Annotated in this window: 23 protein-coding genes; 9 read left to right on the forward strand and 14 right to left on the reverse strand. The window is 67.6% G+C overall.

What is annotated here, in order from left to right; all coding sequences use genetic code 11:
• Positions 1-64: 64 nt before the first annotated feature.
• Positions 65-1,678 (reverse strand): M20/M25/M40 family metallo-hydrolase, encoded by a 1,614-nt coding sequence (locus AC56KL_RS02370; RefSeq protein ID WP_497178536.1) that lies wholly within the window; start codon positions 1,676-1,678, stop codon positions 65-67.
• A 250-nt stretch (positions 1,679-1,928) separates the two neighbouring features.
• On the opposite strand from AC56KL_RS02370, the gene AC56KL_RS02375 reads away from it, so the two are divergent.
• The 3 genes from AC56KL_RS02375 (at position 1,929) to AC56KL_RS02385 (ending at position 7,409) form a co-directional block, all read left to right on the forward strand.
• Positions 1,929-3,014, forward strand: coding sequence for a serine hydrolase domain-containing protein (locus AC56KL_RS02375; protein WP_497178537.1), 1,086 nt, complete (start codon positions 1,929-1,931; stop codon positions 3,012-3,014).
• A gap of 98 nt (positions 3,015-3,112) precedes the next feature.
• Positions 3,113-5,950, forward strand: coding sequence for a M16 family metallopeptidase (locus AC56KL_RS02380; protein ID WP_497178538.1), 2,838 nt, complete (start codon positions 3,113-3,115; stop codon positions 5,948-5,950).
• 148 nt (positions 5,951-6,098) lie between these two features.
• The gene (locus tag AC56KL_RS02385) at positions 6,099-7,409 is read left to right on the forward strand and encodes a cation:proton antiporter (protein ID WP_497178539.1); all 1,311 of its coding nucleotides are present in this window, start codon (positions 6,099-6,101) and stop codon (positions 7,407-7,409) included.
• A gap of 8 nt (positions 7,410-7,417) precedes the next feature.
• On the opposite strand, the gene AC56KL_RS02390 is transcribed toward AC56KL_RS02385, so the two are convergent.
• Positions 7,418-9,703, reverse strand: coding sequence for an ATP-binding protein (locus AC56KL_RS02390; RefSeq protein ID WP_497178540.1), 2,286 nt, complete (start codon positions 9,701-9,703; stop codon positions 7,418-7,420).
• Positions 9,704-9,835: 132 nt separating this feature from the next.
• Here AC56KL_RS02390 and ribA point away from each other — a divergent pair, with 132 nt between their 5' ends.
• The 6 genes from ribA (at position 9,836) to AC56KL_RS02420 (ending at position 16,212) form a co-directional block, all read left to right on the forward strand.
• The gene (gene ribA, locus AC56KL_RS02395; RefSeq protein ID WP_497178541.1) at positions 9,836-10,477 is read left to right on the forward strand and encodes a GTP cyclohydrolase II; all 642 of its coding nucleotides are present in this window, start codon (positions 9,836-9,838) and stop codon (positions 10,475-10,477) included.
• Between the two features lie 104 nt (positions 10,478-10,581).
• On the forward strand, positions 10,582-12,051 hold the full coding sequence (locus tag AC56KL_RS02400) for a S1 family peptidase (protein WP_497178542.1): 1,470 nt from the start codon (positions 10,582-10,584) through the stop codon (positions 12,049-12,051).
• Positions 12,048-13,022, forward strand: a complete 975-nt coding sequence (locus tag AC56KL_RS02405; protein WP_497178543.1) for an FHA domain-containing protein — start codon at positions 12,048-12,050, stop codon at positions 13,020-13,022. The genes AC56KL_RS02400 and AC56KL_RS02405 overlap by 4 nt, the downstream gene beginning before the upstream one ends.
• Positions 13,023-13,053: 31 nt before the next feature.
• Positions 13,054-14,172, forward strand: a complete 1,119-nt coding sequence (locus tag AC56KL_RS02410) for a sensor histidine kinase (protein ID WP_497178544.1) — start codon at positions 13,054-13,056, stop codon at positions 14,170-14,172.
• Positions 14,160-14,888, forward strand: a complete 729-nt coding sequence (locus AC56KL_RS02415; RefSeq protein WP_497178545.1) for a LytR/AlgR family response regulator transcription factor — start codon at positions 14,160-14,162, stop codon at positions 14,886-14,888. The genes AC56KL_RS02410 and AC56KL_RS02415 overlap by 13 nt, the downstream gene beginning before the upstream one ends.
• 118 nt (positions 14,889-15,006) lie before the next feature.
• Positions 15,007-16,212 (forward strand): acyltransferase family protein, encoded by a 1,206-nt coding sequence (locus AC56KL_RS02420; protein WP_497178546.1) that lies wholly within the window; start codon positions 15,007-15,009, stop codon positions 16,210-16,212.
• 7 nt (positions 16,213-16,219) lie between these two features.
• On the opposite strand, the gene AC56KL_RS02425 is transcribed toward AC56KL_RS02420, so the two are convergent.
• The 12 genes from AC56KL_RS02425 to nuoN all read right to left on the reverse strand — a co-directional run bounded on the left by AC56KL_RS02425 (position 16,220) and on the right by nuoN (position 25,144).
• Positions 16,220-16,747 (reverse strand): phasin family protein, encoded by a 528-nt coding sequence (locus AC56KL_RS02425; protein WP_497178547.1) that lies wholly within the window; start codon positions 16,745-16,747, stop codon positions 16,220-16,222.
• Positions 16,748-16,947: 200 nt separating this feature from the next.
• Positions 16,948-17,841, reverse strand: coding sequence for an ion transporter (locus tag AC56KL_RS02430; RefSeq protein WP_497178548.1), 894 nt, complete (start codon positions 17,839-17,841; stop codon positions 16,948-16,950).
• Positions 17,838-18,272, reverse strand: coding sequence for a VOC family protein (locus AC56KL_RS02435; RefSeq protein WP_497178549.1), 435 nt, complete (start codon positions 18,270-18,272; stop codon positions 17,838-17,840). Before AC56KL_RS02435 ends, AC56KL_RS02430 begins: the two co-directional genes overlap by 4 nt.
• Positions 18,262-18,816, reverse strand: coding sequence for an NADPH-dependent FMN reductase (locus tag AC56KL_RS02440; RefSeq protein ID WP_497178550.1), 555 nt, complete (start codon positions 18,814-18,816; stop codon positions 18,262-18,264). Before AC56KL_RS02440 ends, AC56KL_RS02435 begins: the two co-directional genes overlap by 11 nt.
• 91 nt (positions 18,817-18,907) lie before the next feature.
• Positions 18,908-19,216, reverse strand: a complete 309-nt coding sequence (locus tag AC56KL_RS02445) for a hypothetical protein (protein WP_497178551.1) — start codon at positions 19,214-19,216, stop codon at positions 18,908-18,910.
• A 4-nt stretch (positions 19,217-19,220) separates the two neighbouring features.
• Positions 19,221-20,501, reverse strand: a complete 1,281-nt coding sequence (locus AC56KL_RS02450) for an MFS transporter (RefSeq protein WP_497178552.1) — start codon at positions 20,499-20,501, stop codon at positions 19,221-19,223.
• 85 nt (positions 20,502-20,586) lie between these two features.
• Positions 20,587-21,099 (reverse strand): 2-C-methyl-D-erythritol 2,4-cyclodiphosphate synthase, encoded by a 513-nt coding sequence (gene ispF, locus AC56KL_RS02455; protein ID WP_497178553.1) that lies wholly within the window; start codon positions 21,097-21,099, stop codon positions 20,587-20,589.
• Positions 21,100-21,101: 2 nt separating this feature from the next.
• Positions 21,102-21,854: a 2-C-methyl-D-erythritol 4-phosphate cytidylyltransferase gene (gene ispD, locus AC56KL_RS02460; protein ID WP_497178554.1), complete on the reverse strand. Its 753-nt coding sequence runs from the start codon at positions 21,852-21,854 to the stop codon at positions 21,102-21,104.
• On the reverse strand, positions 21,851-22,576 hold the full coding sequence (locus AC56KL_RS02465) for a hypothetical protein (RefSeq protein WP_497178555.1): 726 nt from the start codon (positions 22,574-22,576) through the stop codon (positions 21,851-21,853). The genes ispD and AC56KL_RS02465 overlap by 4 nt, the downstream gene beginning before the upstream one ends.
• A 3-nt stretch (positions 22,577-22,579) precedes the next feature.
• Positions 22,580-23,137: an NUDIX domain-containing protein gene (locus AC56KL_RS02470; RefSeq protein WP_497178556.1), complete on the reverse strand. Its 558-nt coding sequence runs from the start codon at positions 23,135-23,137 to the stop codon at positions 22,580-22,582.
• 142 nt (positions 23,138-23,279) lie between these two features.
• Positions 23,280-23,618 (reverse strand): DUF2818 family protein, encoded by a 339-nt coding sequence (locus AC56KL_RS02475; RefSeq protein WP_497178557.1) that lies wholly within the window; start codon positions 23,616-23,618, stop codon positions 23,280-23,282.
• Between the two features lie 11 nt (positions 23,619-23,629).
• Positions 23,630-25,144 (reverse strand): NADH-quinone oxidoreductase subunit NuoN, encoded by a 1,515-nt coding sequence (gene nuoN / locus AC56KL_RS02480; protein ID WP_497178558.1) that lies wholly within the window; start codon positions 25,142-25,144, stop codon positions 23,630-23,632.
• Positions 25,145-25,150: the final 6 nt, after the last annotated feature.

Here is a 25,150-nt window from a genome sequence, read left to right on the forward strand (position 1 = left end):
GTGCCCGCCACGCCGCCGGCGAGCGTGACGCCGGCCTGTCCCAAGAACACGGAGGTATCCGCGATCAATCCTTTTTCGGATCCCTGTAGTAGAACGGATCGGTCTGGTTCGGCTGGCGCGGCAGCACGTTGCGCGGCAAGGGATTCTCGCTCTCCGCTGCCTGCAGCAGCACCGTCGCGAGGATCACGGAGGCCTGGCGCAAATCTTCCGTGCGCAAGTGATCGAAGGTATCGAGCGAGGTGTGGTGCGTCTTGCTGTTGTAGTCCAGCGGATCCTGGATGAACTGGAAGGCCGGCAGGCCCATCGCGGCCATCATCGCGTGATCGGTGCCGCCCGTCTTCTTGGCCACCACACGGTTGGCGCCGAGACTCTCAAAGGGCTCCATCATTGAGCGCAATTGCGGAATGGCGGCAAAATTGCCCTCGGCGTAGATACCGCGGATCTTCCCCGAGCCGTTGTCGATATTGAAGTAGCCGGCCAGCTCATTGAATCCCGGCAGCGGCGTGATCGGATAGGTATCGCTCAGGAAGGGATACTTGGCAAGTACCGGGTCTTTCTGCGGCGGACGCTTGGCCAGGTGGCGCTCCACATAGGCGGCCGAACCATACAGCCCCTGTTCCTCGCCGGACCACAGCGCGAAGCGGATGGTACGCTTCGGCTTGACGCCGAGCGCCGACAGAATGCGCGCCGCTTCCATCACCACCGCCGAGCCGGCGGCGTTGTCGACAGCGCCGTCGCCCGCCACCCAGCTGTCGAGGTGGGCGCCGGCCATCACGTAGCCGGCCTTGGGATCGCGGCCGGGAATGTCGGCCAGGATGTTGTAGCCCTTGGTGTCGCGGTCGTCGAACTGCACCCGGCTGTCGATCTCGATCTTTACCTCGCCCTGCGTGGCAAGGCGCGCCAGGCGGCGGTAGTCTTCCTGCGCCATCTCGACGAAGGGCAGCGCGGGCGTCTGGCCCTTGAGGTGGGAATAGCCTTCGCCATGCAACAGGCCGTCGCCGCGGTAGGACATCTTCACCAGCGCCACTGCGCCCTCGGCTGCGAAGAAGCGGTCGATCTCGACGGCCAGCCCGAACCATTCCTTGATGGTTTCGCGGTTCTCGTCCGGATGGTGGAAGGGCTGGTCGTAGCTCGCGAGCTTGCCCAGCTCTTCGGCGCCGAGGCGCTTGAGCGAGCCGTCATTCGTGTCCTTGGGCGCCTCCGGGAAACTGATCAGGACGATCTTGCCCTTGGCCTGCCCTTTCCATTTCGCCAGATCGCGCACGTGGCGGATCGGCGCAACCAGGATCGGCGCCGTCACCGGCCCGTTGGTGGAAGGCGTCCAGGCGACCGGAATGGTGCGCAGGCTCAGCGGGCGCGGCGTCACCATCCGGGTATGGGCGGACTCGATCGACCAGCCGCGGCCGAATTCGAACCCCTCGGCACGCACGTTCTTCAAGCCCCATGAGGAGAATTGCTGCTGGGTCCAGGCTTCGGCCTTGCGCATGCCCGGCGAATTGGTCAGGCGCGAACCGATCTGATCGGTGAGGTAAGCGGCGATGTTCACGACCTGCCCGTGGTTATAGCCTTCGTCTGCAATCTGGTTGATCCGCGCCAGCTCGACCCCTTTCTGGGCATGGACGGGAGCGGATGCGAGCAGCAGAAGCGGCAGGAGCGAGGCGGCAATGGCAGGTTTCATGACATTCTTTCGCGGAAAAATGTCCATACTGCAATTCATTGCATGTTCGGTCAAGCACTTTGCTCGACGGCGCGGATGGGATGCGGGCAGCGCATGCTCTTTATTCTCCATGAATATTTTGCGATCCGCCACATCACGATGCTAGAGTGGCCACATCTCCTTCACATGAGCGTGCGCCATGCCTTCTCGTTCGACACTATGCCTCGTCCTCCTGAGCCTGTGCCTAGCCGGCTGTGCCACCCATGAGACGATGGAAGACCTGGATCGCCATATCGTCCAGGGGATGGAACGCACAGGCGCACAGGGTCTTGCCGTCGCCACTATCCGGAACGGCGCCGTCACCCAGGTGCGTACCTGGGGCAAGCGCAATGCCCGGGCGGAGCCCTTGACGCCGGATACGGTGATGTATGGCGCCTCCCTCACCAAGGCCGTATTCGCCTATACGGTGATGCAGTTCGTGGAAGAAGGAAAGCTCGACCTGGACACCTCGATCGCAGTCTACCTGCCCAAGCCCCTGCCCGACTACGCCGGTGAAGAACGCAAGTACGCCGCCTGGCAGTACCTCGGCGGCGACGAGCGCTGGCGCAAGCTCACGCCCCGCATCCTGCTGACCCACAGCGCCGGCTTTGCGAATTTCGGCTTCCTCGAGCCCGACGGGAAGCTGAAATTCCATTTCGAGCCCGGATCCCGCTATGCCTACTCCGGCGACGGCCTGATCCTGCTGCAGTTCGTCATCGAGCGCGGTCTCGGCCTGGACCTGGGCAAGGAAATGCAGAGCCGCGTATTCGATCGCTTCGGCATGAAGAACACCAGCATGACCTGGCGCCCCGACTTCGCCGCCAACCTGGCCGACGGATGGAAGGAAGACGGCAGCGTCGAGCCGCACGACGAACGCAGCAAGACGCGCGCCGCCGGGTCGATGGACACGAGCATCGCGGATTTCGCCCGGTTCGCGGCGGCCTACGTGCGCGGCGACGGCCTGCGCCCGGCATCGCGGGCGGAACTCACCCGCGCCCAGCTGCCGATCGCGACCCGGTCGCAGTTCCCCTCGCTGCAGACCAGCGCCGCGCCCGAGCGGCGGCACAAGGGCCTGGCTGCAGGCCTGGGGGTGATCACCTTCGAGGGGCCGCAAGGACGCGGCTTCCAGAAAGGCGGGCACAACGATTCCACGGGTAATACCTGGGTGTGCCTCGAACGACTGCAGGACTGTGTCGTCATCCTGTCGAACGATGTGCGGGCCGAAGCCCTGTTTCCCGGGATCGTGAAGCGCGTGCTGGGCGACACCGGCATGCCGTGGAGCTGGGAGTACGGCGCACGTCCCTGGGCGACACCCTGAGTGCCCAGCTGCCCGTTGTAGCAATCGGGAAATTACCCTACTATCCAGAACCGATGGCCTGTGGCCAACCGTTCGTTCTATTGTAAGGATCCGATTGCATGAAGATGTCCCCCCTGCCCCTCCTGCTGGCCGCGTGCTTCGCTGCAAGCGCCTCCCTTCCGGCCCAGTCCGCCACGCCCGCGCACGCTGCGGCAAAGTCCGGCCTGAGGGTGGACTTCCAGAAGTTCACGCTGCCGAACGGGCTGGACGTGATCTTCCACATCGACCGTTCCGACCCGGTGGTCGCCGTCAACCTGACGGCGCACGTGGGCTCGGCCCGTGAAAAGGCCGGCCGCACCGGCTTCGCCCACCTGTTCGAGCACCTGCTGTTCCTGGAATCGGAAAACCTCGGCAAGGGCGGCCTCGACAAGATGAGCGCACGCATCGGCGGCTCCGGCGCCAACGGCTCCACCTCGCAGGACCGCACCAACTACCTGCAGACGGTGCCGAAGGACGCGCTCGAGAAGATGATCTGGGCCGAAGCGGACAAGCTCGGCTGGTTCATCAACACGGTCACCGATCCGGTGCTGGCCAAGGAAAAGCAGGTCGTCAAGAACGAGAAGCGCCAGGGCGTGGACAACGCGCCCTACGGCCACACCCGCTACGTCATCAACAAGGCCCTGTATCCGGCCGACCACCCGTATAACTGGCAGGTGATCGGCTCGCTGGACGACCTGCAGAATGCCACCCTCGACGACGTCAAGGAATTCTTCCGCCTGTGGTACGTGCCGAACAACGTCACCCTGGTGATCGCGGGCGACTTCGACCCTGCGCAGGCGCGCAAGTGGGTCGAGAAGTATTTTTCCGAGATCAAGCGCGGCGCCCCGGTCAAGGCGATGGCCAAGCGCCCCGGCGTCGTGAAGCAGACCGTCAAGCTGGCCCACGAAGACAATTTCGCCAAGCTGCCCGAGCTGACCATGAGCTGGCCGACGGTGGAAGACCTGCATCCGGACGCCTATGCCCTCGAGGTGCTGGCCGAATACCTGTCGCAGACCAAGCGCGCCCCCTTCTACCAGGTGCTGGTGGAAGACAGCAAGCTGGCCCCGAGTGTGCAGATGGGCAACCAGGCGTCCGAACTCGCCGGCCAGTTCATGCTGCGCGTGCGGGCATTCGAAGGCAAGCCGCTCGACGACGTGGCGGGCGCGGTCGACCGGGCCTTCGCCAGGTTCGAACGCGAAGGCATTTCCGAACGCGACCTGAACCGCATCAAGGCCGGTCTCGAGACCCGCTTCTACACCGCGGTGTCCAGTGTGCTCGGCAAGTCGGCCCTGCTGGCCGAATACAATTACCTGACCGGCAATCCGGGCCACATCGCGGAGAGCGTCCGCAAGACGCTGGCGGTCACGCCGGCCGACGTGCGCCGCGTGTACGACACCTACATCAAGGGTAAGCCATTTGTCGCGACCAGCTTCGTCCCGAAGGGCAAGCTGGCGCTGGCCCTGAGCGGGTCCAGCAAGGCCGACGTCGTCGAGGAAAAAGTGGTGCAAGGGGCCGAGAACGCGGTCGACCCGAGCGTCGATGCCGCCTATGCCAGGACCCCGTCGAAGATCGACCGCAGGGAGGAGCCGCCCTACGGCGCTGCGCCGCTCGTCAAGGCGCCGCAGGTGTGGGATGCCAGGCTGGCGAACGGCATGCGCGTGGTGGGCATCGAGAACAAGGAAGTGCCGCTGGTGCAGTTCGACATTGCGATCGACGGCGGCCTGCTGCTCGACAAGCCGGAAAAGGTGGGCGTCGCCAACCTGATGGCGCGCCTCATGACGCAGGGAACCGCGAACAAGACGCCGCAGGAGCTGGAAGAAGCGATCCAGCAGCTCGGTGCGACGATCAATGTGTCGGCGCGCAGCGAAGACGTGCGCATCAGCGTGACCACCCTGGCCCGCAACTATGCCGCCACCCTGGACCTGGTGCAGGAAATCCTGCTGCAGCCGCGCTGGGACGAGAAGGAATTCGCCCTCGTCAAGCAGAGCGTGCTGAGCCAGATCCGCCAGCAGGAAGCCGACCCGAACGCGCTGGCCAGCAGGAATTTCAACCAGCTGGTGTACGGCAAGGATGACCCGCGCTCGCGCAACCTGCTCGGCAGCGCCGAGTCGGTGAACGCGATCGGCATCGAGGACCTGAAGGCCTACTACCGCGCCAACCTGTCGCCATCGGTGGCCCGCATGCACCTGGTCGGCGACCTGCCGAAAGCCGTGGTGACGCGCTCCCTTGCCGGGCTCGGCCGCGAATGGAAGGCCAGGGAGGTGATGCTGCCGCCGGCCACCCCGGCCGCTTCGCCGGTTGCGGGCAAGGTCTACTTCGTCGACGTGCCGGATGCCAAGCAGTCGGTGCTGCACATCGGCTACCGCGCGCTGGCCGCGACCGATCCGGACTACTACCCGGCGATCGTGAGCAACTATATCCTGGGCGGCGGCGGCTTCGCGTCGCGCCTGACCCAGCAGCTGCGCGAAGGGAAAGGCTACACCTACGGCATCCGCTCGAATTTCTCGGGCAGCAAGAGCCCTGGGCCCTTCGTCATCGCCAGCGGCGTGCGCAGCAACGTCACGCTCGAATCCGCCCAGCTGGTGAAGCAGGTGCTGCAGGACTACCCCGCCACCTACACGGCGGCTGACCTGGAAACGACCAGGAATTTCCTCGTCAAGAGCAATGCGCGCGCATTCGAGACGGCCTCGGCCAAGCTGGAGATGCTCGACAACATCAGCAAGTACGGCTGGCGCGCCGACTATGTCAAGGATCGCGAACGCATCGTCAAGGGCATGACGCTGCCGCAGGTCCAGGCCCTGTCGACCAGGTACTTCGATCCGTCGAAGATGATCTGGCTGGTGGTGGGCGATGCGAAGACCCAGCTGCCGCGCATGAAGGAACTGGGCTTCGACGAGCCGGTCCTGATCGCGCGCTGAACGGGCAGGCGGGCGGCAGCCCGGACGCACGGACACCGTCCTGTGTGCGCAAGAGAACGGTGCACAGGGTGTCGCACCGCTAGAATCGCTTCAGCCAGAGCGCTCCGGCAGGGAGGGCGGGCATCCCGGCCACCTTCCCGGAGCGATGATGGAAACTTTTCAGTGGTTCATGCTGATCGGCGCACTGATGCTGGTGCGCGGCCTGTGGGGGCAGACGATCGCCAGGCTGCCCTTCACGTCGGCCATGATCTACCTCGGCATCGGACTCCTGCTCGGTCCCCTGGCGCTCGGCCTGTTTTCCTTCGATCCGCTCGACGAGGCCAAGGTGCTGGAAGTGGTCGCCGAGATCGCGGTCCTCATTTCACTGTTCTCCGCCGGCATCAAGATGCCGGTGCCCTTTTCCCTTCCACGCTGGATGCCGGCGATCAGGCTGGCCTGGCTGGCGATGGCGCTCTCGGTCGGGCTGATCACCCTGTTCGGCTGGCTGGTGCTCGGCCTGCCGGTCGGCGCGGCGGTCCTGCTGGGCGCCGTCCTGGCGCCGACCGATCCGGTCCTGGCGACCGATGTCCAGGTCAGGCATGCCGGCGACAACGATCCCTTGCGTTTTACCCTGACCTGCGAGGCGGGCCTCAACGACGGCAGTGCCTTTCCCTTCATTATGCTGGGGCTGGGCCTGCTCGGCCTGCATGAGCTGGGCGAGATGGGGTGGCGCTGGGTGCTGGTCGACGTGGCGTGGGCCACGCTGGGCGGGCTGGCAGTCGGTATCGCCTGCGGCGCCGCGCTGGCATGGGCCGGCGCGGCGGTGCACGCGCGTTTCGAGCGGCATGAAGTGCTCGACGACCTGCTGGGACTGGGGCTGATCGGCCTTTCCTACGGCATTGCCCTGTCGCTGCACACCTACGGTTTCCTGGCCGTGTTCGCCGCCGGGGTGGCGCTGCGCCAGACAGAAATGCGCCTGATCAAGGCGCCGATCAACCACGAAGGCCTGAGCGAGCCGAAGACCGACGAGGCCCACCCGCACGCGCCCATTCCGGAAGAACCGACCGTCAGCGGCGGCGCCCTGGTGTTCAAGGAGCACCTGGAGCGGCTGTCCGAGCTGACCCTCGTACTGCTGCTGGGCGGCGCCGCGAGCTGGTACCTGCTCGACTGGAAGCCGTGGGCACTGGCCCTGTTCGTCTTTTTCCTGGTACGGCCGTTCAGCGTGCTGATCAGTATGTTGGGCTCCGGCATCGGCGGGCGCGCGACCGCCATCAGCGCCTGGTTCGGCGTGCGCGGCATCGGCTCGATCTACTACCTCACCTATGCCATCAACCACGGCTTGCCGCCCTCGCTCGCGCGCGAACTGATCAACGCTACCGTGGCCGTCATCATCGGTTCCATCTTCCTGCACGGCACCAGCGTCACGCCGCTGCTGAACCGCTTCTGGAAGAGCAAGGACGAGCAGGAGGCCCCCGGTTAGGCGGTCGGCTAGGCGGCCGGCAGCTCCACCGCGAAGCAGGTGCCTCGCCCCGGGGCGGTGGTGAAACCGATCGCGCCGCCGTGTTCCTCGATGATGGCCTTGCTGATCGCCAGCCCCAGGCCGGTGCCGCCGCGGGTGCGCGAGTCGGCCCCATCGGCCTGGGCGAAGCGCTGGAATACCCGTCCCTGGAATTCCGGCGCAATGCCCGGCCCTTCGTCGACGACGGACAGGCGCGCCTTGCCGTCAACCAGGGCAAGGCCCAGCGTGACGCGCTTGCCGCCGGGCGTAAACTTGATGGCGTTGGACAGCAGGTTGGTCAGCACCTGCTCCATGCGGTCACGGTCGATGCTGGCCGCGATGTCGGCCGCATTCACACTCCAGTCGTGGCGCAGCAGCACGCCGGCCCGGCTCGCGTGGCCCTCCATCGCCGCCAGCGCCCGCTCGGCCACCGGCAGCAGCGGCTGCGGCGTGCGCACGAACTCCATGTGGCCGGCTTCGATCTTCTGGATGTCGAGCAGGTCGCTCACCAGGCGCACCAGGCGCTCGCTGCTCTGGCTGGCGATCGTGGTCAAGCGCATCGCGTCCGGCGGCAACTCGCCCGCCATGCCGTCGGCCAGCATCGCCAGCGAGGCCTGGATCGAGGTCAGCGGCGTGCGCAGTTCGTGCGAGACGGTCGAGACGAATTCGCTCTTCATCTGCTCGACCCGCTTGCGTTCCGAGATATCGTGCAGGAACACGCTGAAGAAGGCGTCCTCACCCTCGCCGGCCAGGCCGGCCGTCATCTCGATGGTGAACTCGCGGCCCTGGCGGTCCATGACCTCGCGCTCCATGCGCCCGTCAAGGATCGGCAGGTGTCCCGCCTGGCGGAACGCGTTCAGGGCATGGCCGAGACTGGCGCGGAAGCGTTCCGGCAACACCAGCTCGGCCAGCGGCCAGCCGACCGCCTCGTGCCGGCGCCAGCCGAACATGCGCTCGGCCGCGCCGTTCCAGTCGAGGATGATGCCGCGCTGGTCGACCGCGATGAAGGCATCCTGGGCCGCCTCCACGATGGCGTTGATGCGGCCCTCGTTGGCCCGTACCGCGGCCAGCGCCCGTTCCAGCTCGCGGGTGCGCTGCTCGACCCGCTGCTCGAGGGTGGCGTTCAGGTCGCGCAGTTCGGCCTGCTGGCGCACCAGGTCGCCCACCAGCTGGTTCAGGGTGCCGGACAGCGCCTGCACCTCGAAATAGTCCTTCGTGTTCGGCACCAGCTGCACGGCTTCGCCGCTCCCGATGCGCTCGGCCGATGCGGCGAGCGCGCCGAGCGGCCGGGTGATGCGGCGCGCCACCAGCACGCCGGCCAGCGAGAACAGCACCGCCAGTGCAGCGCCGCTCCACAGCGCACGCTCGCGCAGGCGGCGCACCGGCTCATGGGCGTCGTCCACGTCCTGGCGTACCAGCACGGTCCAGCCCAGGCCAGGATAGGCATTGCGTCCGATCGTGGCGCCATAACCGACCAGGTAGGATTCGCCGTCGTCCCACTGTTCGACCAGGTAGCCGGTGCGTTTCTGCTGCGCCAGCTTCAGGCTGTCGGTTGCAATCGTCTTGCCCTGCAGGTCCTTGGGACCGAGCAGCACTACGCCGGCCTGGCTCACGATCAGGGCCTGCACCCGGCCGCGCGCCTGGATCGGTTGGATGATCGAGCGTTCGACGTCGCGCGCCCATTGCCAGGACAGGTGCACGCCCAGCACGCCGGCCGGCTTGCCGTCCAGTCCGGTGTAGGGGAAGGCGACGTCGACGAAGCGGCGCGGCTCGCCGTCCACTCCCGGCAGCAGCTTGGCCAGCTTGACGGCTTCGTGCACGTCGCCCACATGCACGCCCCGCAGCGCATTCGTGAACCAGGGACGCGAGGACACGTCCACGCCTTCCAGCAGGCCGCGCGCCTCGACGATCACGCGGCCGTCCAGGCTGGTAAGGCCGATCCAGTCGTAATACTGGTAGGTGTCGCGCATGTCGGTCAGGACCTGGCGGCGTTCGGCCAGCGGAAAGCGCGGGTCGCGCAGCGTGCGCCGGCCAGCCATCAGCATGACCTCGCGGTAGCGTTCGTACATGCCGCGGTCGAGTTTGTCGGCTGTCCCCCGCGCCAGTTCTCCCAGGCTAAGGCCGATGCTCTCCTTGACCTGCTCGTTCGCGGAACGTTCGACGACGACGACGAGCAGCACGGTCAGGACCACGCTCAACATCGAAAAAGCGAGCGCCAGCCAGGCGCCCAGGCTGCGTCTGCGCTGGCGGGGTGTGGAAGGGGAAAGCATGTCCATGCGGGCATCCTACCGCAACAGTTACGCTACCGAAACTGTTTCTCCCCTTAGGGCCGGGCCTGCCGCACGGCAGTGTAGGATTTCCGGTAAACTATCCGGTTACTGCAATATGCTTTAAACAAGAGAAACGCCATGCCCACCACCCCTGCCGCCAGCGACCAGCTGCTCGACTACGTCACCTCGTGCGCCCTGCCGACCCCCTGGGCGCAGTTCACGCTGCACGCCTTCATCGAGCACTCTACTGGTAAAGAGCACCTGGCCATGGTACTGGGCGACATTGGCGATGGCGAGCCGGTGCTGGCGCGCGTGCACTCCGAATGCCTGACCGGCGACGTGCTGTTCTCGCAGCGCTGCGACTGCGGCGCCCAGCTCGAAGGCGCGCTGCAGCGCATCGCCGAGGAAGGCCGCGGCGTCCTGCTGTACCTGCGCCAGGAAGGCCGCGGCATCGGCCTGGTCAACAAGATCCGCGCCTACCGCCTGCAGGAAGCCGGCGCCGACACGGTCGAAGCCAACCTGCAGCTGGGCTTCCATGCCGACGCCCGCAACTACGAGCTGTGCAAGCCGATGCTGGCGCAGTTCGGCGTCACCTCGCTGCGCCTGATGACCAACAATCCGCGCAAGATCGACGCCCTCACCCGTCTCGGCGTCGCGGTGGCGGAGCGCGTGCCCCTGCTGGTCAACCGCAACGCCTTCAACAACAGCTACCTGGACACCAAGCAGGCCAAGCTGGGGCACATGATGGGCGCGGCAGATGCGGCCGCCGCAACGTCCTGATTCGCGTAGGGTAGGCCGGGGCGCGCCCCGGCCCACCCTAGCGCGCGCACGGACAAGCGCGCCGGTGGCAAGATACTGATTCCCCCCTGCCATGATCGGATTGCATGAAACGGACCTTCGTCGCCCTGCTGCTCCCCTGCCTGACGGCCGGCGCAGCCACGGCGCCGCCTGAAAGGGCCAGCCAGCCGCCTCGCGCCACCCCGACGACACTGCCGGCGCCTCCACCGCTCCTGCCCCCGGCCGCTCCGCCCGGCGCCGATCCGGCGGCGCCCGCGCCGGGCGAGGTCGACACCCAGGAGGCCTTGCCCCCGCCCTCCTCGGCCGCCCAGGACCTGTACTCGTCGGCGCGCGGCGACCTCCTGCAGATCCGCATGCTGCTCAAGAACGGCCGCACCCAGTCCACCGTCGGCTCCGGCTTCCTGGTAGGCACCGGCAACCTCGTTGTCACCAACTACCACGTGGTGTCGCAGATGGCCCTCGACCCGGACGTCTACACCGCCGAATTCGTCGACACCGACGGCAACAGCGGCCCGGTCGAGCTGATGGCCGTGGATGTGCTGCACGACCTGGCCGTGTTGCGCGTCAACCGCGAAGGCAGCGGCTTCTTCAAGGTGCCCGAACGGCCGGTGCGCCTGAGCCAGGGCCAGCGCCTGTACTCGCTCGGCAACCCGCTCGACCTCGGCTTTGCGATCTCCGAAGGCGCCTACAACGGCATCGTCACGCGCAGTTTCTACGACCAGCTCATGTTCGGCGGTCCGATCAACTCGGGCATGAGCGGCGGGCCCAGCGTCACCGGCAACGGCACCGTGGCCGGCGTGAACGTCTCCAAGCGGCGCGACGGCGAATCGGTCAGCTTCCTGGTGCCGGTGAAATACGTGCAGGAACTGCTGCGCAAGGTGGAGAGCCAGCCGGCCCCGCCCAGGGATTTCAATCCCCTGATCGCGGCCCAGTTGCTGGAGCACCAGCGCGCCATGGTCGACCGCCTGCTGGAAGACCCGCTGGCGATCAAGAGCATGGGCCCCTACCTGGTGCCGGTGCGCGAATCCGGCCAGTTGCGCTGCTGGGGACGCTCGAACGTCAAGGCGCAGACGGCCTACACCTCGGACTCGATGAGCTGCGCGATGGAGTCGGCGATCTACGTGTCCTCGACCCAGCAGACCGGCCACGTGTCGATGACCCACCTGTACATCCGCTCCGACAACCTGGCGCGGCTGCCCTTCGCGGCCCTGGCGAGCCGCCTGTTCGGCAAGGGCAAGCTGGGCGGCGCGGGCGACGAACGCCTGGGCAAGCCGGTGTGCACCGAGCGCTTCGTGCATACCCGCACCCTGCCGCTGCGCGCCGTGACGTGCGTGCGCGCCTACCGCAAGTTCGAGGGGCTGTACAACTTCACGCTGCTGACGGCCAGCACCAATGCGGCGGAGTCGAGCCTGCAGAGCCGGCTGGACGTGTCCGGCGTGTCCTACGAAAACGGCATGCGCGTGACCCGCGCCTTTCTCGGCTCCTTTGGGCGCAATATCCGGCGCGCACCTGCGGCCACGGCAGCGCCCGCGGGCGCGCCGGTGGGCAAGCGATGACCGGCCCCTGGACCGTCGAGATCCTGGCCCGCAACGGCGAGGTGCTGCACCGGCAGCGCGCCGCCAGCCTGCCGATCCGCGTCGGGCGCGCCTACGACAACGATTTCATCCTCGACGACGAATATGCGGCCGCGCACCATGCCGTCATCGAACAGGGGCCCGATGGCGCGCTCGTGATGCGCGACCTTGGCACGCTCAACGGGCTCAATGCGGTCCTGAACCGCCGCCGCAAGCGGGTGCAGGAGCTGATCCTCACGGGCGATACCGTGGTGCGCATGGGCCATACTTCCCTGCGCGTGCGCGCGGCGGACTTCCCGGTGCCGCCCGAACTGCGCGATCGCACCATGCACGGCTGGGAAGGCCTCGTGCCCGGCATCGTGGGGGTGCTGCTGGCCGGGCTGGTGGCGCTGTTCCTGACCTGGCTGCTGGACGCCGAACCCTTCGAGCTGCTGAACTATGTGCTGGCGCCCGGCGCCGGCATCGGCGCGGCCCTGCTGTGGAGCAGCCTGTGGGCCTTCCTGAACCGCCTGTTCGGCCGCTATACGCGGCTGGGGCGGCACCTGTTCATCTTCGGCTGCGGCATGGCGGCGCTGGTGGGCTTCCGCCTGCTGGCGGCGGTCGCCGCCTATGCCTGGTCGCTCGAATGGCTGACCCGCTACGGCTCGCACGCGGCAGTCGCCACCGTCGCCGGCATCATCTACTTCCACCTGGCGACCATCAAGCCGTCCCTGCGGCGGCGCCTGCGCGCGCTCTGCGCCGGCGCCGCCGTGCTGGGTTCAGCCCTGGTCCTGATCGTGAACCAGCAGCAGCACGGCCGGCTGGCGGACGAGCTCTACATGTCGGTGCTGCTGCCGCCGGAACTGCGCGCCAGTCCGGATGCGACGGTCGCGGACTACATGGCGGACGTCGAGGCCATGCGCGCCAGGCTGGAGCAGGAACGCGAGGCCCCACCGGCGCCCGGCAGCAACTGAAGGCACTTTGACAAGCGGCGGCGGATGCCGGATGATCGGGCATCCCACGCACATCCCGTCCATGCACCCGACCCGCAGCAAGACCGCCGCCGCCATCGCCTGGCTCCTGTTCTGGACCCTCATGGTGCTGGTCGCGATCGAGGATTACCGACGCGACGGCGGTACGGCATACTGGCAGCCGGTGCTGTGGGAAAGCTCGTCGGCCTGCGCGGCCACCTTCCTGCTGCTGCTCCAGCGCCGCCTGACCGCCCACGGCGACCACCTGATCGCCACGCCCTGGCGCTGGTTCGCCCTGCAGGCCCGCGTGCTGCCGCTGTACTGGATCGCTTTCGTGCCGCTTGCCTTCGGCATCCGCCATGGCGTGTATGCGCTGGCGGGCGCCGGCTACGAGCATGCGCCCTTGCCGCAGCTGTTCGTCTACGAGTCGCTGAAGATCACGGTGTTCGCCGGCCTGTTCACGGTGATCGGCTTCGGCCTGCTGTCCTACCGCGAGCTGCTCGGCGAGCGCGTGCGGGCCGGGCAGGCCCACGCGCTGCTGCGCGAAGCCCAGCTGCATTCGCTGGCGCGCCAGATGCAGCCGCACTTCCTGTTCAACGCCCTCAACACCATCTCCTCGCTGATGCACACCGACGTCGCGCGTGCCGACGCCACCCTGGTGCAGCTGGCCGACATGCTGCGCGCCGCCCTGGCGCTGGGCGAACGCCCGCAGGCCACGCTGGAACAGGAACTGCACCTGGCGCGCGCCTATGCCGGCGTCATGGAAGGGCGCTTCGACGGTCGCGCCCGGGTCGACTGGCGCGTCGACGACGCCGTGCTGGGCGTGCTGCTCCCGGCCATGAGCCTGCAGCCGCTGCTGGAAAACGTGTTCAAGCACACGGTCGAGCGTCGCCGCGAGCCGACCCGCATCACGGTGTGCGCCTTCCGCAGCGGGCGCGGCGACGCCTCCGAGTTCGTCCTGCGCATCGAGGACGACCGCGGCGTGCTCGACGCCGGCGCGCGGAAAAACGGGGAGTCGGCCGGCCCGGGCCTCGGCCTGTCCAACCTGCGCGCGCGCCTGGCCGCCTTGTACGGGACCGACGCCAGCCTGGCCCTGAGCCAGCTGCATCCTTCCGGCGTGCGCACCGAACTGAGGCTGCCTTGCGCATCCTGATCGTCGACGACGAGCGGCCGGCGCGCGAGCGCCTGCGCCGCATGCTGGCGCTGGAAACGGGCATCGACGCGGTGCACGAAGCGGCCGACGGCATCGACGCCCTGCACTGCCTGCCCCGGTTCCAGCCGGATGCGCTGCTGCTCGATGTCGAGATGCCGGAGCTGTCGGGCATCGACCTGGCGGCCTCGCTACCCGCGCCTGCGCCGCTGGTGGTGTTCGTCACCGCCCACGATGCTTATGCGCTGCGGGCATTCGACGCCGATGCGATCGACTACCTGCTCAAGCCCTTCGACCAGGCGCGCCTGCGCCGGGCCCTGGAACGGCTGCGGGAACGCCATGCGGTGCGGAACCTGGCGACTTCAGGCGCGCAGGTCCCGAGCGGGCTGCCGCCGCGCCAGCTGCTCGTATCCGAGCGCGGCGCCACGCGCGTGGTGCAGGTGGCGGACATCGAATGGCTCGAGACGGCCGACAACTACGTGGTGCTGCACGGCGCGCATGGCGCGCCGCTGCTGCGCCAGACCCTGGCCGCCCTGCTGGCGCAGCTGGGCGCCGGCTTCGTGCGCTGCCACCGGCGCGCCGCCGTGCGCATCGCCTGCGTGGAACGCATCGTCCCTCGCGACAAGGGCGACTGCGAGCTGCTGCTGCGCAGCGGCGCACTGGTGCCCTGCAGCCGCCAGTACCGCGCGGAGCTCATGGCCCGGCTCGGGATGCCCTAGCCGCGCCCTGGGCGCCCGCTACCGGTCCGCCCCGCCGCAAGACCGCTTCGCCACATGCGGCTGGCGCCAGGCAGGCATGCGCGGCATGCTTTCGCGATCATCCCAATGAAAGCGAGCCATGCACCAAGCCCCTGTTCCGCCCGCCGCGCGCCTGTACTTCCTCGACTGGGTGCGCATCCTGGCCTTCTTCGTCCTGATCCTCTACCACGTGGGCATGTACTACGTGAGCTGGGACTGGCACGTGAAAAGCCCGTTTGCCGGCGCCGGGCCGGAACCCTTTATGCTGCTGTCCTCGCCCTGGCGCCTGGGACTGCTGTTCTTCGTGGCCGGCGCCGCGGCCAGCCTGATGCTGCGCAGGACGGAAACGGGTCCCTTCCTGCGCCGCCGCAGCCTGCGCCTGCTCGTTCCGCTGGCGTTCGGGATGCTGGTGGTGGTGCCGCCCCAGCCCTACTTCGAAGTGGTGGAAAAGCTCGGCTATGCCGACGGCTACGGCGCCTTCATGGGGCTTTACCTGCAGGCATACCAGGGCTTCTGCCGCGAGGACTGCCTGCTGCTGCCGACCTGGAACCACCTGTGGTTCGTGGCCTACCTGTGGATCTACACGATGCTGCTGGGCGGCCTGATCGCCTCGCTGGGTCCGCGCTTCGACCGCATCGCCGCCCGCGCCGGCGCCCTGCTGCAGGGCTGGAAACTGATCGCCCTGCCGGCCGCCGTGCTGGCCCTGGTGCGCATCGGGCTGGTCGAACGCTTCCCGACTACCCACGCCGTGGTGGACGACTGGTATAACCATGCGGTGTCTTTCCTGCCCTTCCTGCTCGGCGCGCTGGTGGCGCGGGCGCCCGGCTTCTGGGCCCGTCTGGCGCCCCTGCGCTGGCACGCGCTCGGTATCGCCGCCGCCATATGGACAGTGCTGGTGCTCTGGAATGCAGCGTGGGACCTGGCGTCGCCGCCCCTGCTGGCGAGCTTGCGTCCCCTGGCCTACGCCCTGTATGCCTTGCTTGCATGGAGCGCAATCGTGGCAGCCTGCGGTTTCGCCGGCCGTCACCTGGACCGCGACGGCCCGGCACGCCGTTACCTGAACGAGGCCGTGTTCCCGGTCTACATCCTGCACCAGACCTTGATCGTGGCGCTGGCGCACGGCATGCAGCCGCTGAGGCTGGCGCCCGGGCTGGAAGCGGTGCTGCTGGTCGTGCTGACCCTGACGCTCAGCTTCGGAAGCTTCGAACTGGTGCGGCGCATGCGCGTCCTGCGGCCGCTGTTCGGGCTGGCGCCGATGCGTCCGGCGCCAGCGGCGGCCGGCTCAGCACTGGCTGCACCGGCCTGAGGGCGTGTCAGTGCGCTGTCGCGCCGGACGCGCGGCTGCCCTGGCTGGCGGACTGCGGCGCGCCCGGATTCGGCTGGCTGCGGTGCTGCTCGCCGTTGCCTGCCGCTTCCCGGGCGGCGCTGTCCGGGCCCGAGAACGGGTCGGCCACATTGCGCAGCGCTTCCTTCTGGGTGCGGATGCTGCGCTCGGTCTCCTCGGCGGTGGTGCGCGCCACCTCGTCGACCAGCACGCGTGCGGTGCGGGAGGTGGTCTGCACGTGCTGCTCGGTCACGCGCACCAGCTCGGCCTGGGCGTCGGCGGCCAGGCGCGAGACGTGCTGCTGGTAGGCGCGCAGCTTCTCGGTGGTGGGCTGGGCCCGCGCCGAGGCGGCGCTGAGCAGCTCGGTCTGGCGCTCGGCGCTCAACACTTGCTGTCCGGCCAGCGTGCTTTCCTCGACCAGGGTCTGGACCAGCTGGATGTTCAGGTCGCACATCTGCTGGAAGGAACGGAACACCGACTTCGACATATCGTTCAGGAAGGCGGTCTGCGCGTCCATGTGGGAACGCACGGCAGGAGTCACGGATTGCGGAAACGGATACATGCTCACCTCGTAATGTGATGAATGAAAGGCGTCAATGCCACTATCGAAGAGTCCGCGGCAGGACCGGCTGGGGGCCGGGCCGCGGTGCGAAGCTAGTAGGCTAACGACGCCGCCATTCCCTCATTTGAGCTGGTTCAAACGTGCGCCGCCCGGTCTCAGCGCGGCGGCGTTTCCGCGGGCAACTCGGCGCCGCAATCCTTGCAGAAGTTCGCGTCGGCATCATGTCCGCCGCTGCCGCAGTCCTCGCAGTCGCGCAGCAGGCGTCCGGGCCCATGGCGGCGGTCGACGCGGCGCGCCGTCATCTCCGCAGTGACGATACCGGTCGGCACCGCCAGGATCCCCCAGCCGAGCAGCATCATGAACGAGGCGATCGCCTGGCCGAGCGCTGTCTTCGGCGTGATGTCGCCGTAACCCACCGTGGTCATGGTCACAATCGCCCAATACATTGCCGCGGGAATGCTCGTGTATCCGTTCGCCGGTCCTTCCACGACATACATGACCGTCCCCAGGATCAGGACCGCCATCAGCACCACCGACAGGAACACCATGATCTTGCGCCGGCTGGCCGCCAGCGCCTCGGCCAGCCGGGTGTACTCTTCGATGTACAGGGTCAGCTTGAAGATGCGGAACACGCGCAGCAGGCGCAGGATGCGGATGTCGAGCAGCGCCTCGCTGCCAGGCACGAGCAGCGAGATATAGGTCGGCACGACGGACAGCAGGTCGATCACCCCGTAGAAGCTGAGGGCATAGCGCAGCGGCTGGCGCACCGTCAGGAGCCGCGCGAGGTATTCGGCGGTGAACAGCAGCGTGAAGAACCATTCGAGCCCGTACAGCAGCCTGGGATAGTTGCCGCCGATCGCGGGAACGCTGTCGAGCACGACAACCAGGATGCTGAGCAGGATCGCCGCCACCAGGATGATGTCGAAGGCGCGCCCGGCCGGCGTGTCGATGCCAAAAATGACCTCGTGCACGCGTGCACGCCACCCGCCGGGCTGCCCCGCATACCCGATCGGATGGAAGGCGTCGTGTCGACGCTTCGCGGTGCTCATCGGTAAGGCGGCCCCTTGAGCTCGACGGTGTTGCGTTCGGGGTCGAGCAGGTACATCGACGGCCCCTGCCCTTCCGCGCCATAGCGCGATTCGACCGGACCGGCCGGCACGCCGTGCCCGTCCAGGTGGCGCCGGATCGCCGCTTCGTCGAAGGGCTCGACGCGCAGGCACAGGTGGTCGAGGTTGCGCCCGCCCCCCCCCGGGGCAACGCCGCCTTCGCGACCGAGCTTGCTGGTGACCGGCACCAGGTCGATCAGGGAGTGGCCCGCACGCAGCTGGATCAGGCCGATCTCCTCGACCCGGCGCTCGACCGGGCAGCCGAGCACGTCGCCATAGAAGGCGATCATGGCCTCGAGGTCGGCGACGCGCAAGACGATGTGGTCGAGCCCGCGCACCGTGATCGGATTTCCCTCTTGCGCCTCAGCGGGCATGGCGCTCGACCCAGCCGGCGAAGCTGTCGATGAAGGCCTGGAAGAAGGCGCGGCTGGACTCGTCCACCAGCCGCTCGCCTTCGAACTTGCCCGCCACCAGGCCGACATAGGCTTCCGGCGCCGGCATGCAGGGTATGTTCAGGAATGGCAGCATCTGGCGCAGGTGGTGATTGGCGCCGAAGCCGCCCAGCGCGCCGGGCGACACGCTGACGATCGCGCAGGGCTTGTCGGCAAGGGCCGCCTTGCCGTAGGGGCGCGATCCGACGTCGATGGCGTTCTTGAGCGCGCCCGGCACCGACCGGTTGTATTCCGGCGTGCAGAACAGGATGCCATCGGCCTGCCCGACGCGCTCGCGGAAAGCCGTGAAGGCGGCCGGTGGATTGTCGGTCTCGTCGTCCTGGTTGTAGAGCGGCAGGTCGCGGATCTCGACGATCTCCATGTGCAGGCTCGCCGGGGCAAGTTCCATCATCGATTGCGCCACCTTGCGGGTGAACGAGTCCTTGCGCAGGCTGCCGACGATGACGGCGATGTTCCGTGTAGGCATGATGTCCTTTCGGGTTCGGTCTCAAAACCCGATGGTAACCATTTTTGCAAGGGCCTGCCATGCAGCTGCGCGCTTGCGTCCGGCGCCGCCCTCAGAGCCGCAGGCGCTTGCGCTCGCCGAGAAAACGCGTCAGGGCGGCCTTGCTCATCACGACCACCGGATCGCCATGCCAGGCGTACAGGAAGGGCTCGCCGCCGAGGCGGTCGGTCAGCTTGGCGGAAACGAGGAAGCGGGTGCCGACCGGGTAGCGTTCAGGATCGCTGAGTGCACGCGCGCACTGCACCCGCAACGAGCTCGCGTAGGCCTGCCCCGCGACCGGCCGGATGCGCACCCGCCCGGTGCGCGGATCGAGCGCGGACTCGACGGCCACGTCGCGGTAGGCCCAGGCTTCACGCGCCATCCGTTCAGCCCTCCGCCGCGGCCGGCGCGGGGCGCGTCGCGGGGGCCACCGGCGCTTCGCGGATCGGCAGGTTGACCAGCGCGGCCGCCAGGGCCAGCAGGATGTCGGCGTACCACATCCAGGTGTAGTCGCCGAAGCGCACGAACGACAGGCCGCCCAGCCAGGCGCCGAAGAAGCCGCCGATCTGGTGCGACAGCAGCGTCATGCCGAACAGCGTGGCCAGGTAGCGCATGCCGAACAGCTTGCCCACCAGGCCCGCGGTCGGCGGCACCGTGGCCAGCCAGGTGAAGCCGAGCGCGCCGGCGAGCAGGTAGAAGGTGAGCGCAGTCTTCGGCGCCAGCAGATAGATGACGATGACCAGCGCGCGGCTGGCGTAGATCCAGGCCAGCAGCGACTTCATGCGGTAGCGGTTCCCGAGCGCCCCGGCCGCCAGGCTGCCGGCGATGTTGAACAGGCCGATCAGGGCGAGCGCCGTGGCCGACACCCCGGCCGCCAGGCCGCACAGCGCCACCTCCTGCGGCAGGTGGGTGACGAGAAAGGCGATGTGGAAGCCGCAGGTGAAGAAGCCGAGGTGCAGGCACAGGTAGCTGCGGTCGCGCATGGCCAGGCGCAGCTGGCCGGTGAGCGTCATGCCGGGTGGCGCCGCCACTGCCGGCGCGGGCCCGGCCATGCCGGCGCCGGCAGCCGCCACCGGCAGTGGCGAGCGCTTCCCGCGCATGCCGAGGGCCAGCGGAATGGTGAGCAGGGTCGTGGCGGCCATGGTCAGCATCGCGGCGACCCAGCCGGCGCCGGCGATGATCGCGCCCATCAGCGGCGCGAACACGAACTGGCCGAAGGAACCGCCTGCGTTGATGAAGCCGGAAGCGAAGGCGCGCCGTTCGCTGGGCAGGCGCTGGGCGGTGGCGCCGATCAGGATCGAGAAGCTGCCGGCCCCGGCGCCGGCGGCGGACAGGACGCCCATGGTGAGCAGCAGGCCCCATTCGGAATCGACGAAGGGCGTGGCGGCCGTGCCAAGCGCGAGCATGATCCCGCCGATCGCGATGACGCGGGCCGGACCGAACTTGTCGGCGATGGCGCCGAACACCGGCTGCGAGGCGCCCCACATGAGCTGGGCCACCGCCATTGCAAAGCTGATGCTCGCAATGCCGAGGCCGGTGGAAGTGTTGATCGGCGACAGGAACAGGCCCGTGGTCAGGCGCGCGCCCATGGTGATCATCAGGATCGCGCTGGCGGCCAGGATCAGCATCCAGGCCGCGCGCGGCGTCATCGTCTCTTGTGTACTCATGTGCGGTTCCGCGTCGGACGGCGGCATGCGATCCGAGGATTATAGTGCGTATGCACGCACATGACAGAGAGTCATCACCCCGGCATCAGTCCGCTGCCCGGATCAGCATGGCGACCGCCTCCGCCGCCATGCCTTCCTCGCGTCCGAGGAAGCCGAGCTTCTCGTTGGTCTTGGCCTTGATGTTCACCTGCTGCGGCGAGACGCCGAGGTCCTCGGCGATGCGCGAGACCATCAGCGGAATATGGGGCGCCATCTTCGGCTGCTGGGCGATGATGGTGGCGTCGATGTTGCCGATGGTGTAGCCGGTGGCGACCACCCGGTGCGCCACTTCGCGCAGCAGGGTGCGCGAGTCCGCGCCCGCGAACATCGGGTCGGTGTCGGGGAAATGCTTGCCGATGTCGCCCAGCGCCGCGGCGCCGAGCAAGGCATCGATGACGGCGTGCAGGAGCACGTCGGCGTCGGAGTGGCCGAGCAGCCCGAGGCGGTGCGGGATGGTCACGCCGCCGACGATGAGCTTGCGCCCCTCGACCAGCGCGTGGCAGTCGTAGCCGGTGCCGATGCGGAACGGCGGGGTGGGATTGAAGGATGCTTGTGCCATGGTCATTCGCTTGGTGTGGTTTCGGTTCGCTTGGTGTCGTTTCGATACGCTGCCAGGTACATCTCGGCGATCCGGACGTCGGCCGGCAGCGTGACCTTGAGGTTGCGGGGATGCCCTTCCACCAACTTGGGGGCCAGTCCCAGCGCTTCAACCGCACTGGCGTCGTCGGTGATCGCGGACGGGTCGGTCGCCGCGTCCAGCGCGCGCACCAGCAAGGCGTAGCGGAACATCTGCGGCGTCTGGGCCAGCCACAAACGGTCGCGCGGCACGGTCGCCAGCTCGCCGGCGCCGCTGCGCTTGACGGTATCGACTACCGGCAAGGCCAGCAGGCCACCGGCCGGGTGCTCACCCGTTTCGACGATCAGGCGTTCGATCAGTTCCGCGTCCAGCCCGGGACGGGCCGCGTCGTGGACCAGGACCCAGTCGTCCACGCCGAGGCTGCCGTGCAGCGCGCGCAGGCCGTTGCGGATCGACTCCATCCGGGTGTCCCCGCCGCAGCGCAGCACCGTCACGCCATCGGGGGGCGCGACGCCGTCGATGAAAGGATCGTCTGCGCTCACCACCACGTAGGTGTGCGCGATCAGGGGACTGGCGCAAAAGGCGTCGAGCGCGTGGCGCAGCATCGGCTTGCCGCCGACCTGCATGTATTGCTTGGGACAGGCCGCGCCCATGCGCGCGCCGACCCCGGCCGCGGGGAGCAGCGCGACGTAGCGCGGCGGCGTAGGTCGATTGGCTGGAACTGCCTGCTGGGTCATGGTTGCTTGCGTTTTTGTACAGGTCGAAGCAGCGACTGTACCTCACCTCCGCAAACCTTGCCGAGGCGGGCATATTCCTGGGGCGAATCGATCGCCGCCTGCAAGGCCTCGACCCGCGCCATCTCGCTCTTAATGTAGGGCATCCAGCCGCGGTCGATCTCGCGCTGGAGCAGGCTTTGTGCCTGGCCGATGCGCGCATACAGGGGCTTGTTCCCGAAACGCTTGGCCAGTGCCTGGCGCACCCGCGCTTCGGCCTTGGGCAGGTAGTCGAGGTAGGCGTTCAGGTGGCGCATTTCGTGCGCCAGAAGTTCTTCGTAGGCACAGGAACCGGGCCGGAACTCGCGGCCGATGTAGACCACGATGGGCGGATAGTAAAGCTTGACCTCGATGTGCGGTGCGATGCATTCATTGCCGCTGGCAGGGTCGGTGAGCAGGCGCCCGCCGGCATGGATGCTGACCCGCGACTCGGTACGGGTCAGGCCCAGCACCACCTGGTTGGCGTGCGCCCTGCCATTCGTGGCCTGCCCCTTCATCGTCGTGAGCGAGCGGTAGCCCAAGGTGTTGTCGATGCGAAAGCCGTTCCGGGTGCCGGTCAGCACCGACAGGGTGTCACCGGCCGTGGCCTCGCAGCGCGCCTGGAAGGCGGTGCGGGGCGCGGCCGACGCAGTCGGGGAAGCGGCCAGCGCCCAACACGAGAATACGAGCGCCAGCAGAGGCCGCATACATCAAACCGGGTTCCAGCTGCCGGACAGGATCTTCTCGAGCCAGAACGTGCCGATGATGGTCTTGACGTCGGTGATCTCGCCGCGCTTCACCATGTCGAGCAGCTCGGGCACGGTGGCGGTGAAGGTCTCGAGGAACTCGCCCTCGTCGAGCTTCTGCTCGCCGGCCGTGAGGTCTTCGGCCAGAAACAGCTCGAGGTGCTCGTCGGAATAGGCGATCGCGTTGTGGATGGTGCAGACGAAGCGCCATTTGGCGGCCGTGTAGCCGGTCTCCTCCTCGAGCTCGCGCTTGGCGCAGTCGAGGTGGTCTTCGCCCGGGTCGATCTTCCCGGCGGGAAACTCGATGAAAACCTGTGAATTCGGATAGCGGAACTGGCGCTCCAGCAGCACACGGCCGTCGGGCAGCAGCGGCAGGATGACCACGGCGCCGGGGTGGCGGATGAATTCGCGCTGGGTGATGGAACCGTCGGGCAGCGCGATCCGGTCGCGTTCGACTTTCAGGAAGTGGCCGTCGTAGACGACGCCACCATCGATGCGGGTTTCTTTCAGGTTTGCCGTCATGCAGGCTCCATGTTGGGTTCGTAGGGTGGGCGGGTCTCCGCCCACGCGTTCAAACCCGGCATGATGGTCCGGGCGCGCGTTTCGAAAGAAGAGCGGTAGTTGAACGCGTGGGCGGGAGACCCGCCCACCCTACGGGATACAGTCAGGCGCGGCGCTTGCGCAGGTAACGGAACACGAAACCGGGGAACGCCAGCACCAGGAACAGGCAGCCGGTGATCGCATAGAACTCCCAGTTCTGCGCGAATGCGCCGCCGATCCGGGATTCCAGGGCGCGCGCCAGGAAGCCGACGACAAAGTATAAAACAATTAACTCGAGCAGGCGCAGCGGGAGGGACTTCGTGCGCGAGACGGGAACGGTGCCGTCGCCGGCGGACTTCGATTTCACGGGAATGAAACCGAACACGCGCTCGGTGAGGAAAGGCAGGTTGGCGGCCGCGATCGAGATCGCGACCACCAGCCAGACGGCGAGGGAGGAATCCACCCTGCCGCCTGTTACCTGGCGAGGGTTGCCTGCATGGTGGTGTAGCACACCGCCAGCAGCCAGCCCGGGACGATGCCCAGCACCACCACGGCCACGCCGTTGAGCGACATCACGGCGCGCATGTCGGCCGGCGCGTGGATCGGGGCGGCATCGAGCGCGTCGTCGAACCAGATGGTCTTGACGATGCGCAGGTAGTAGAAGGCGCCCACCAGCGAGAACATCACGGCCACGACGGCCAGCCACACCATGCCCGCGTTGGCAACGGCCTGCAGCACGGCCCACTTGGCCATGAAGCCGACCATCGGCGGCACGCCCGCCAGCGAGAACATCATGATGGTCATGACGATCGCGAACCACGGCGAACGCTTGCCCAGGCCCTTGAAGTCGGCGATGTTCTCGGCTTCGTGGCCGGCGCGCGCCAGCATCATGATCAGGCCGAAGCTGCCGACCGTGGTCAGGACGTAGGCGATGGTGTAGTACATCGCGGCGCTGTAGGAAGCGGCGGCGCGGCTTGCGTCGCCGTCCACGACGCCGGTCATCATGCCCAGCACCACGAAGCCCATCTGGGCGATGGTCGAGTAGGCCAGCATGCGCTTGATGTTGGTCTGGGCGATCGCGGTGATGTTGCCCACGGCCAGCGACAGCACGGCCAGCACCAGCAGCATCTGCTGCCAGTCGAAGGCCATGGCCGGCAGGCCTTCCACCAGGATGCGCACCACGATGGCGAAGGTCGCCAGCTTCGGTGCGCCGCCCAGCAGCAGGGTCACCGAGGTCGGGGCGCCCTGCACCACGTCCGGCACCCACATGTGGAACGGCACCACGCCCAGCTTGAAGGCCAGGCCGGCCACCATGAACACCAGGCCGAACACCAGGATGGTGCGGTTGGCGTCGATGCCGCTGCTCGACTGTGCGATGGCGGTCAGGTCGAGCGAGCCGGTGGCGCCGTAGACCATCGACATGCCGTACAGCAGGAAGCCCGAGGACAGCGCGCCCAGGATGAAGTACTTCATCGCGGCTTCGGTCGAGATCGCGTGATCGCGGCGCATGGCCACCAGGGCGTACAGCGAGAGCGACATCAGCTCGACGCCCAGGTAGATCGACAGCAGGCTGTTACCCGAGATCATGATCATCTGGCCGAGCATCGAGAACAGCGCGAGCACGTAGAACTCGCCGCCCAGGTTGCCGGACATCATGTCACGGTCGCCCGTGTACTGGCGTGCATATACCAGGGTCATCGCGGTGGCCACGTAGGTCACCAGCTTGAGCAGGTTGGACATCGGGTCCGACACGTACATGCCGTTGAAGGTGTACACGGTGGCGCCTGCGCTCATGTCGGCGAAGGTCAGCACGCCGCAGCCGACGATGGCCAGCAGGGTCAGCACGTACGTGAGGTGACGCTTGCCCTCCTTCAGGAACATGTCGATCAGCAGGATCGCGGAGGCCGCGATCAGCAGGAAGATTTCGGCATAGACCGGCGCCAGGTTGGTGTCGGCCGCCGCTAGCAATGTGGAGTTCATTTCGTTCATGGCTTC

It is taken from the genome of Telluria sp. ZB4P34, assembly GCF_059686055.1.

Coding starts and splice junctions, on each gene's coding strand:
- AC56KL_RS02370 (WP_497178536.1), bottom strand. CDS start 1,678: ATGAAACCTGCCATTGCCGCCTCGCTCCTGCCGCTTCTGCTGCTCGCA.
- AC56KL_RS02375 (WP_497178537.1), top strand. CDS start 1,929: ATGGAAGACCTGGATCGCCATATCGTCCAGGGGATGGAACGCACAGGC.
- AC56KL_RS02380 (WP_497178538.1), top strand. CDS start 3,113: ATGAAGATGTCCCCCCTGCCCCTCCTGCTGGCCGCGTGCTTCGCTGCA.
- AC56KL_RS02385 (WP_497178539.1), top strand. CDS start 6,099: ATGGAAACTTTTCAGTGGTTCATGCTGATCGGCGCACTGATGCTGGTG.
- AC56KL_RS02390 (WP_497178540.1), bottom strand. CDS start 9,703: ATGGACATGCTTTCCCCTTCCACACCCCGCCAGCGCAGACGCAGCCTG.
- ribA (WP_497178541.1), top strand. CDS start 9,836: ATGCCCACCACCCCTGCCGCCAGCGACCAGCTGCTCGACTACGTCACC.
- AC56KL_RS02400 (WP_497178542.1), top strand. CDS start 10,582: ATGAAACGGACCTTCGTCGCCCTGCTGCTCCCCTGCCTGACGGCCGGC.
- AC56KL_RS02405 (WP_497178543.1), top strand. CDS start 12,048: ATGACCGGCCCCTGGACCGTCGAGATCCTGGCCCGCAACGGCGAGGTG.
- AC56KL_RS02410 (WP_497178544.1), top strand. CDS start 13,054: ATGATCGGGCATCCCACGCACATCCCGTCCATGCACCCGACCCGCAGC.
- AC56KL_RS02420 (WP_497178546.1), top strand. CDS start 15,007: ATGCACCAAGCCCCTGTTCCGCCCGCCGCGCGCCTGTACTTCCTCGAC.
- AC56KL_RS02425 (WP_497178547.1), bottom strand. CDS start 16,747: ATGGACGCGCAGACCGCCTTCCTGAACGATATGTCGAAGTCGGTGTTC.
- AC56KL_RS02430 (WP_497178548.1), bottom strand. CDS start 17,841: ATGAGCACCGCGAAGCGTCGACACGACGCCTTCCATCCGATCGGGTAT.
- AC56KL_RS02435 (WP_497178549.1), bottom strand. CDS start 18,272: ATGCCCGCTGAGGCGCAAGAGGGAAATCCGATCACGGTGCGCGGGCTC.
- AC56KL_RS02440 (WP_497178550.1), bottom strand. CDS start 18,816: ATGCCTACACGGAACATCGCCGTCATCGTCGGCAGCCTGCGCAAGGAC.
- AC56KL_RS02445 (WP_497178551.1), bottom strand. CDS start 19,216: ATGGCGCGTGAAGCCTGGGCCTACCGCGACGTGGCCGTCGAGTCCGCG.
- AC56KL_RS02450 (WP_497178552.1), bottom strand. CDS start 20,501: ATGAGTACACAAGAGACGATGACGCCGCGCGCGGCCTGGATGCTGATC.
- ispF (WP_497178553.1), bottom strand. CDS start 21,099: ATGGCACAAGCATCCTTCAATCCCACCCCGCCGTTCCGCATCGGCACC.
- ispD (WP_497178554.1), bottom strand. CDS start 21,854: ATGACCCAGCAGGCAGTTCCAGCCAATCGACCTACGCCGCCGCGCTAC.
- AC56KL_RS02465 (WP_497178555.1), bottom strand. CDS start 22,576: ATGCGGCCTCTGCTGGCGCTCGTATTCTCGTGTTGGGCGCTGGCCGCT.
- AC56KL_RS02470 (WP_497178556.1), bottom strand. CDS start 23,137: ATGACGGCAAACCTGAAAGAAACCCGCATCGATGGTGGCGTCGTCTAC.
- nuoN (WP_497178558.1), bottom strand. CDS start 25,144: ATGAACGAAATGAACTCCACATTGCTAGCGGCGGCCGACACCAACCTG.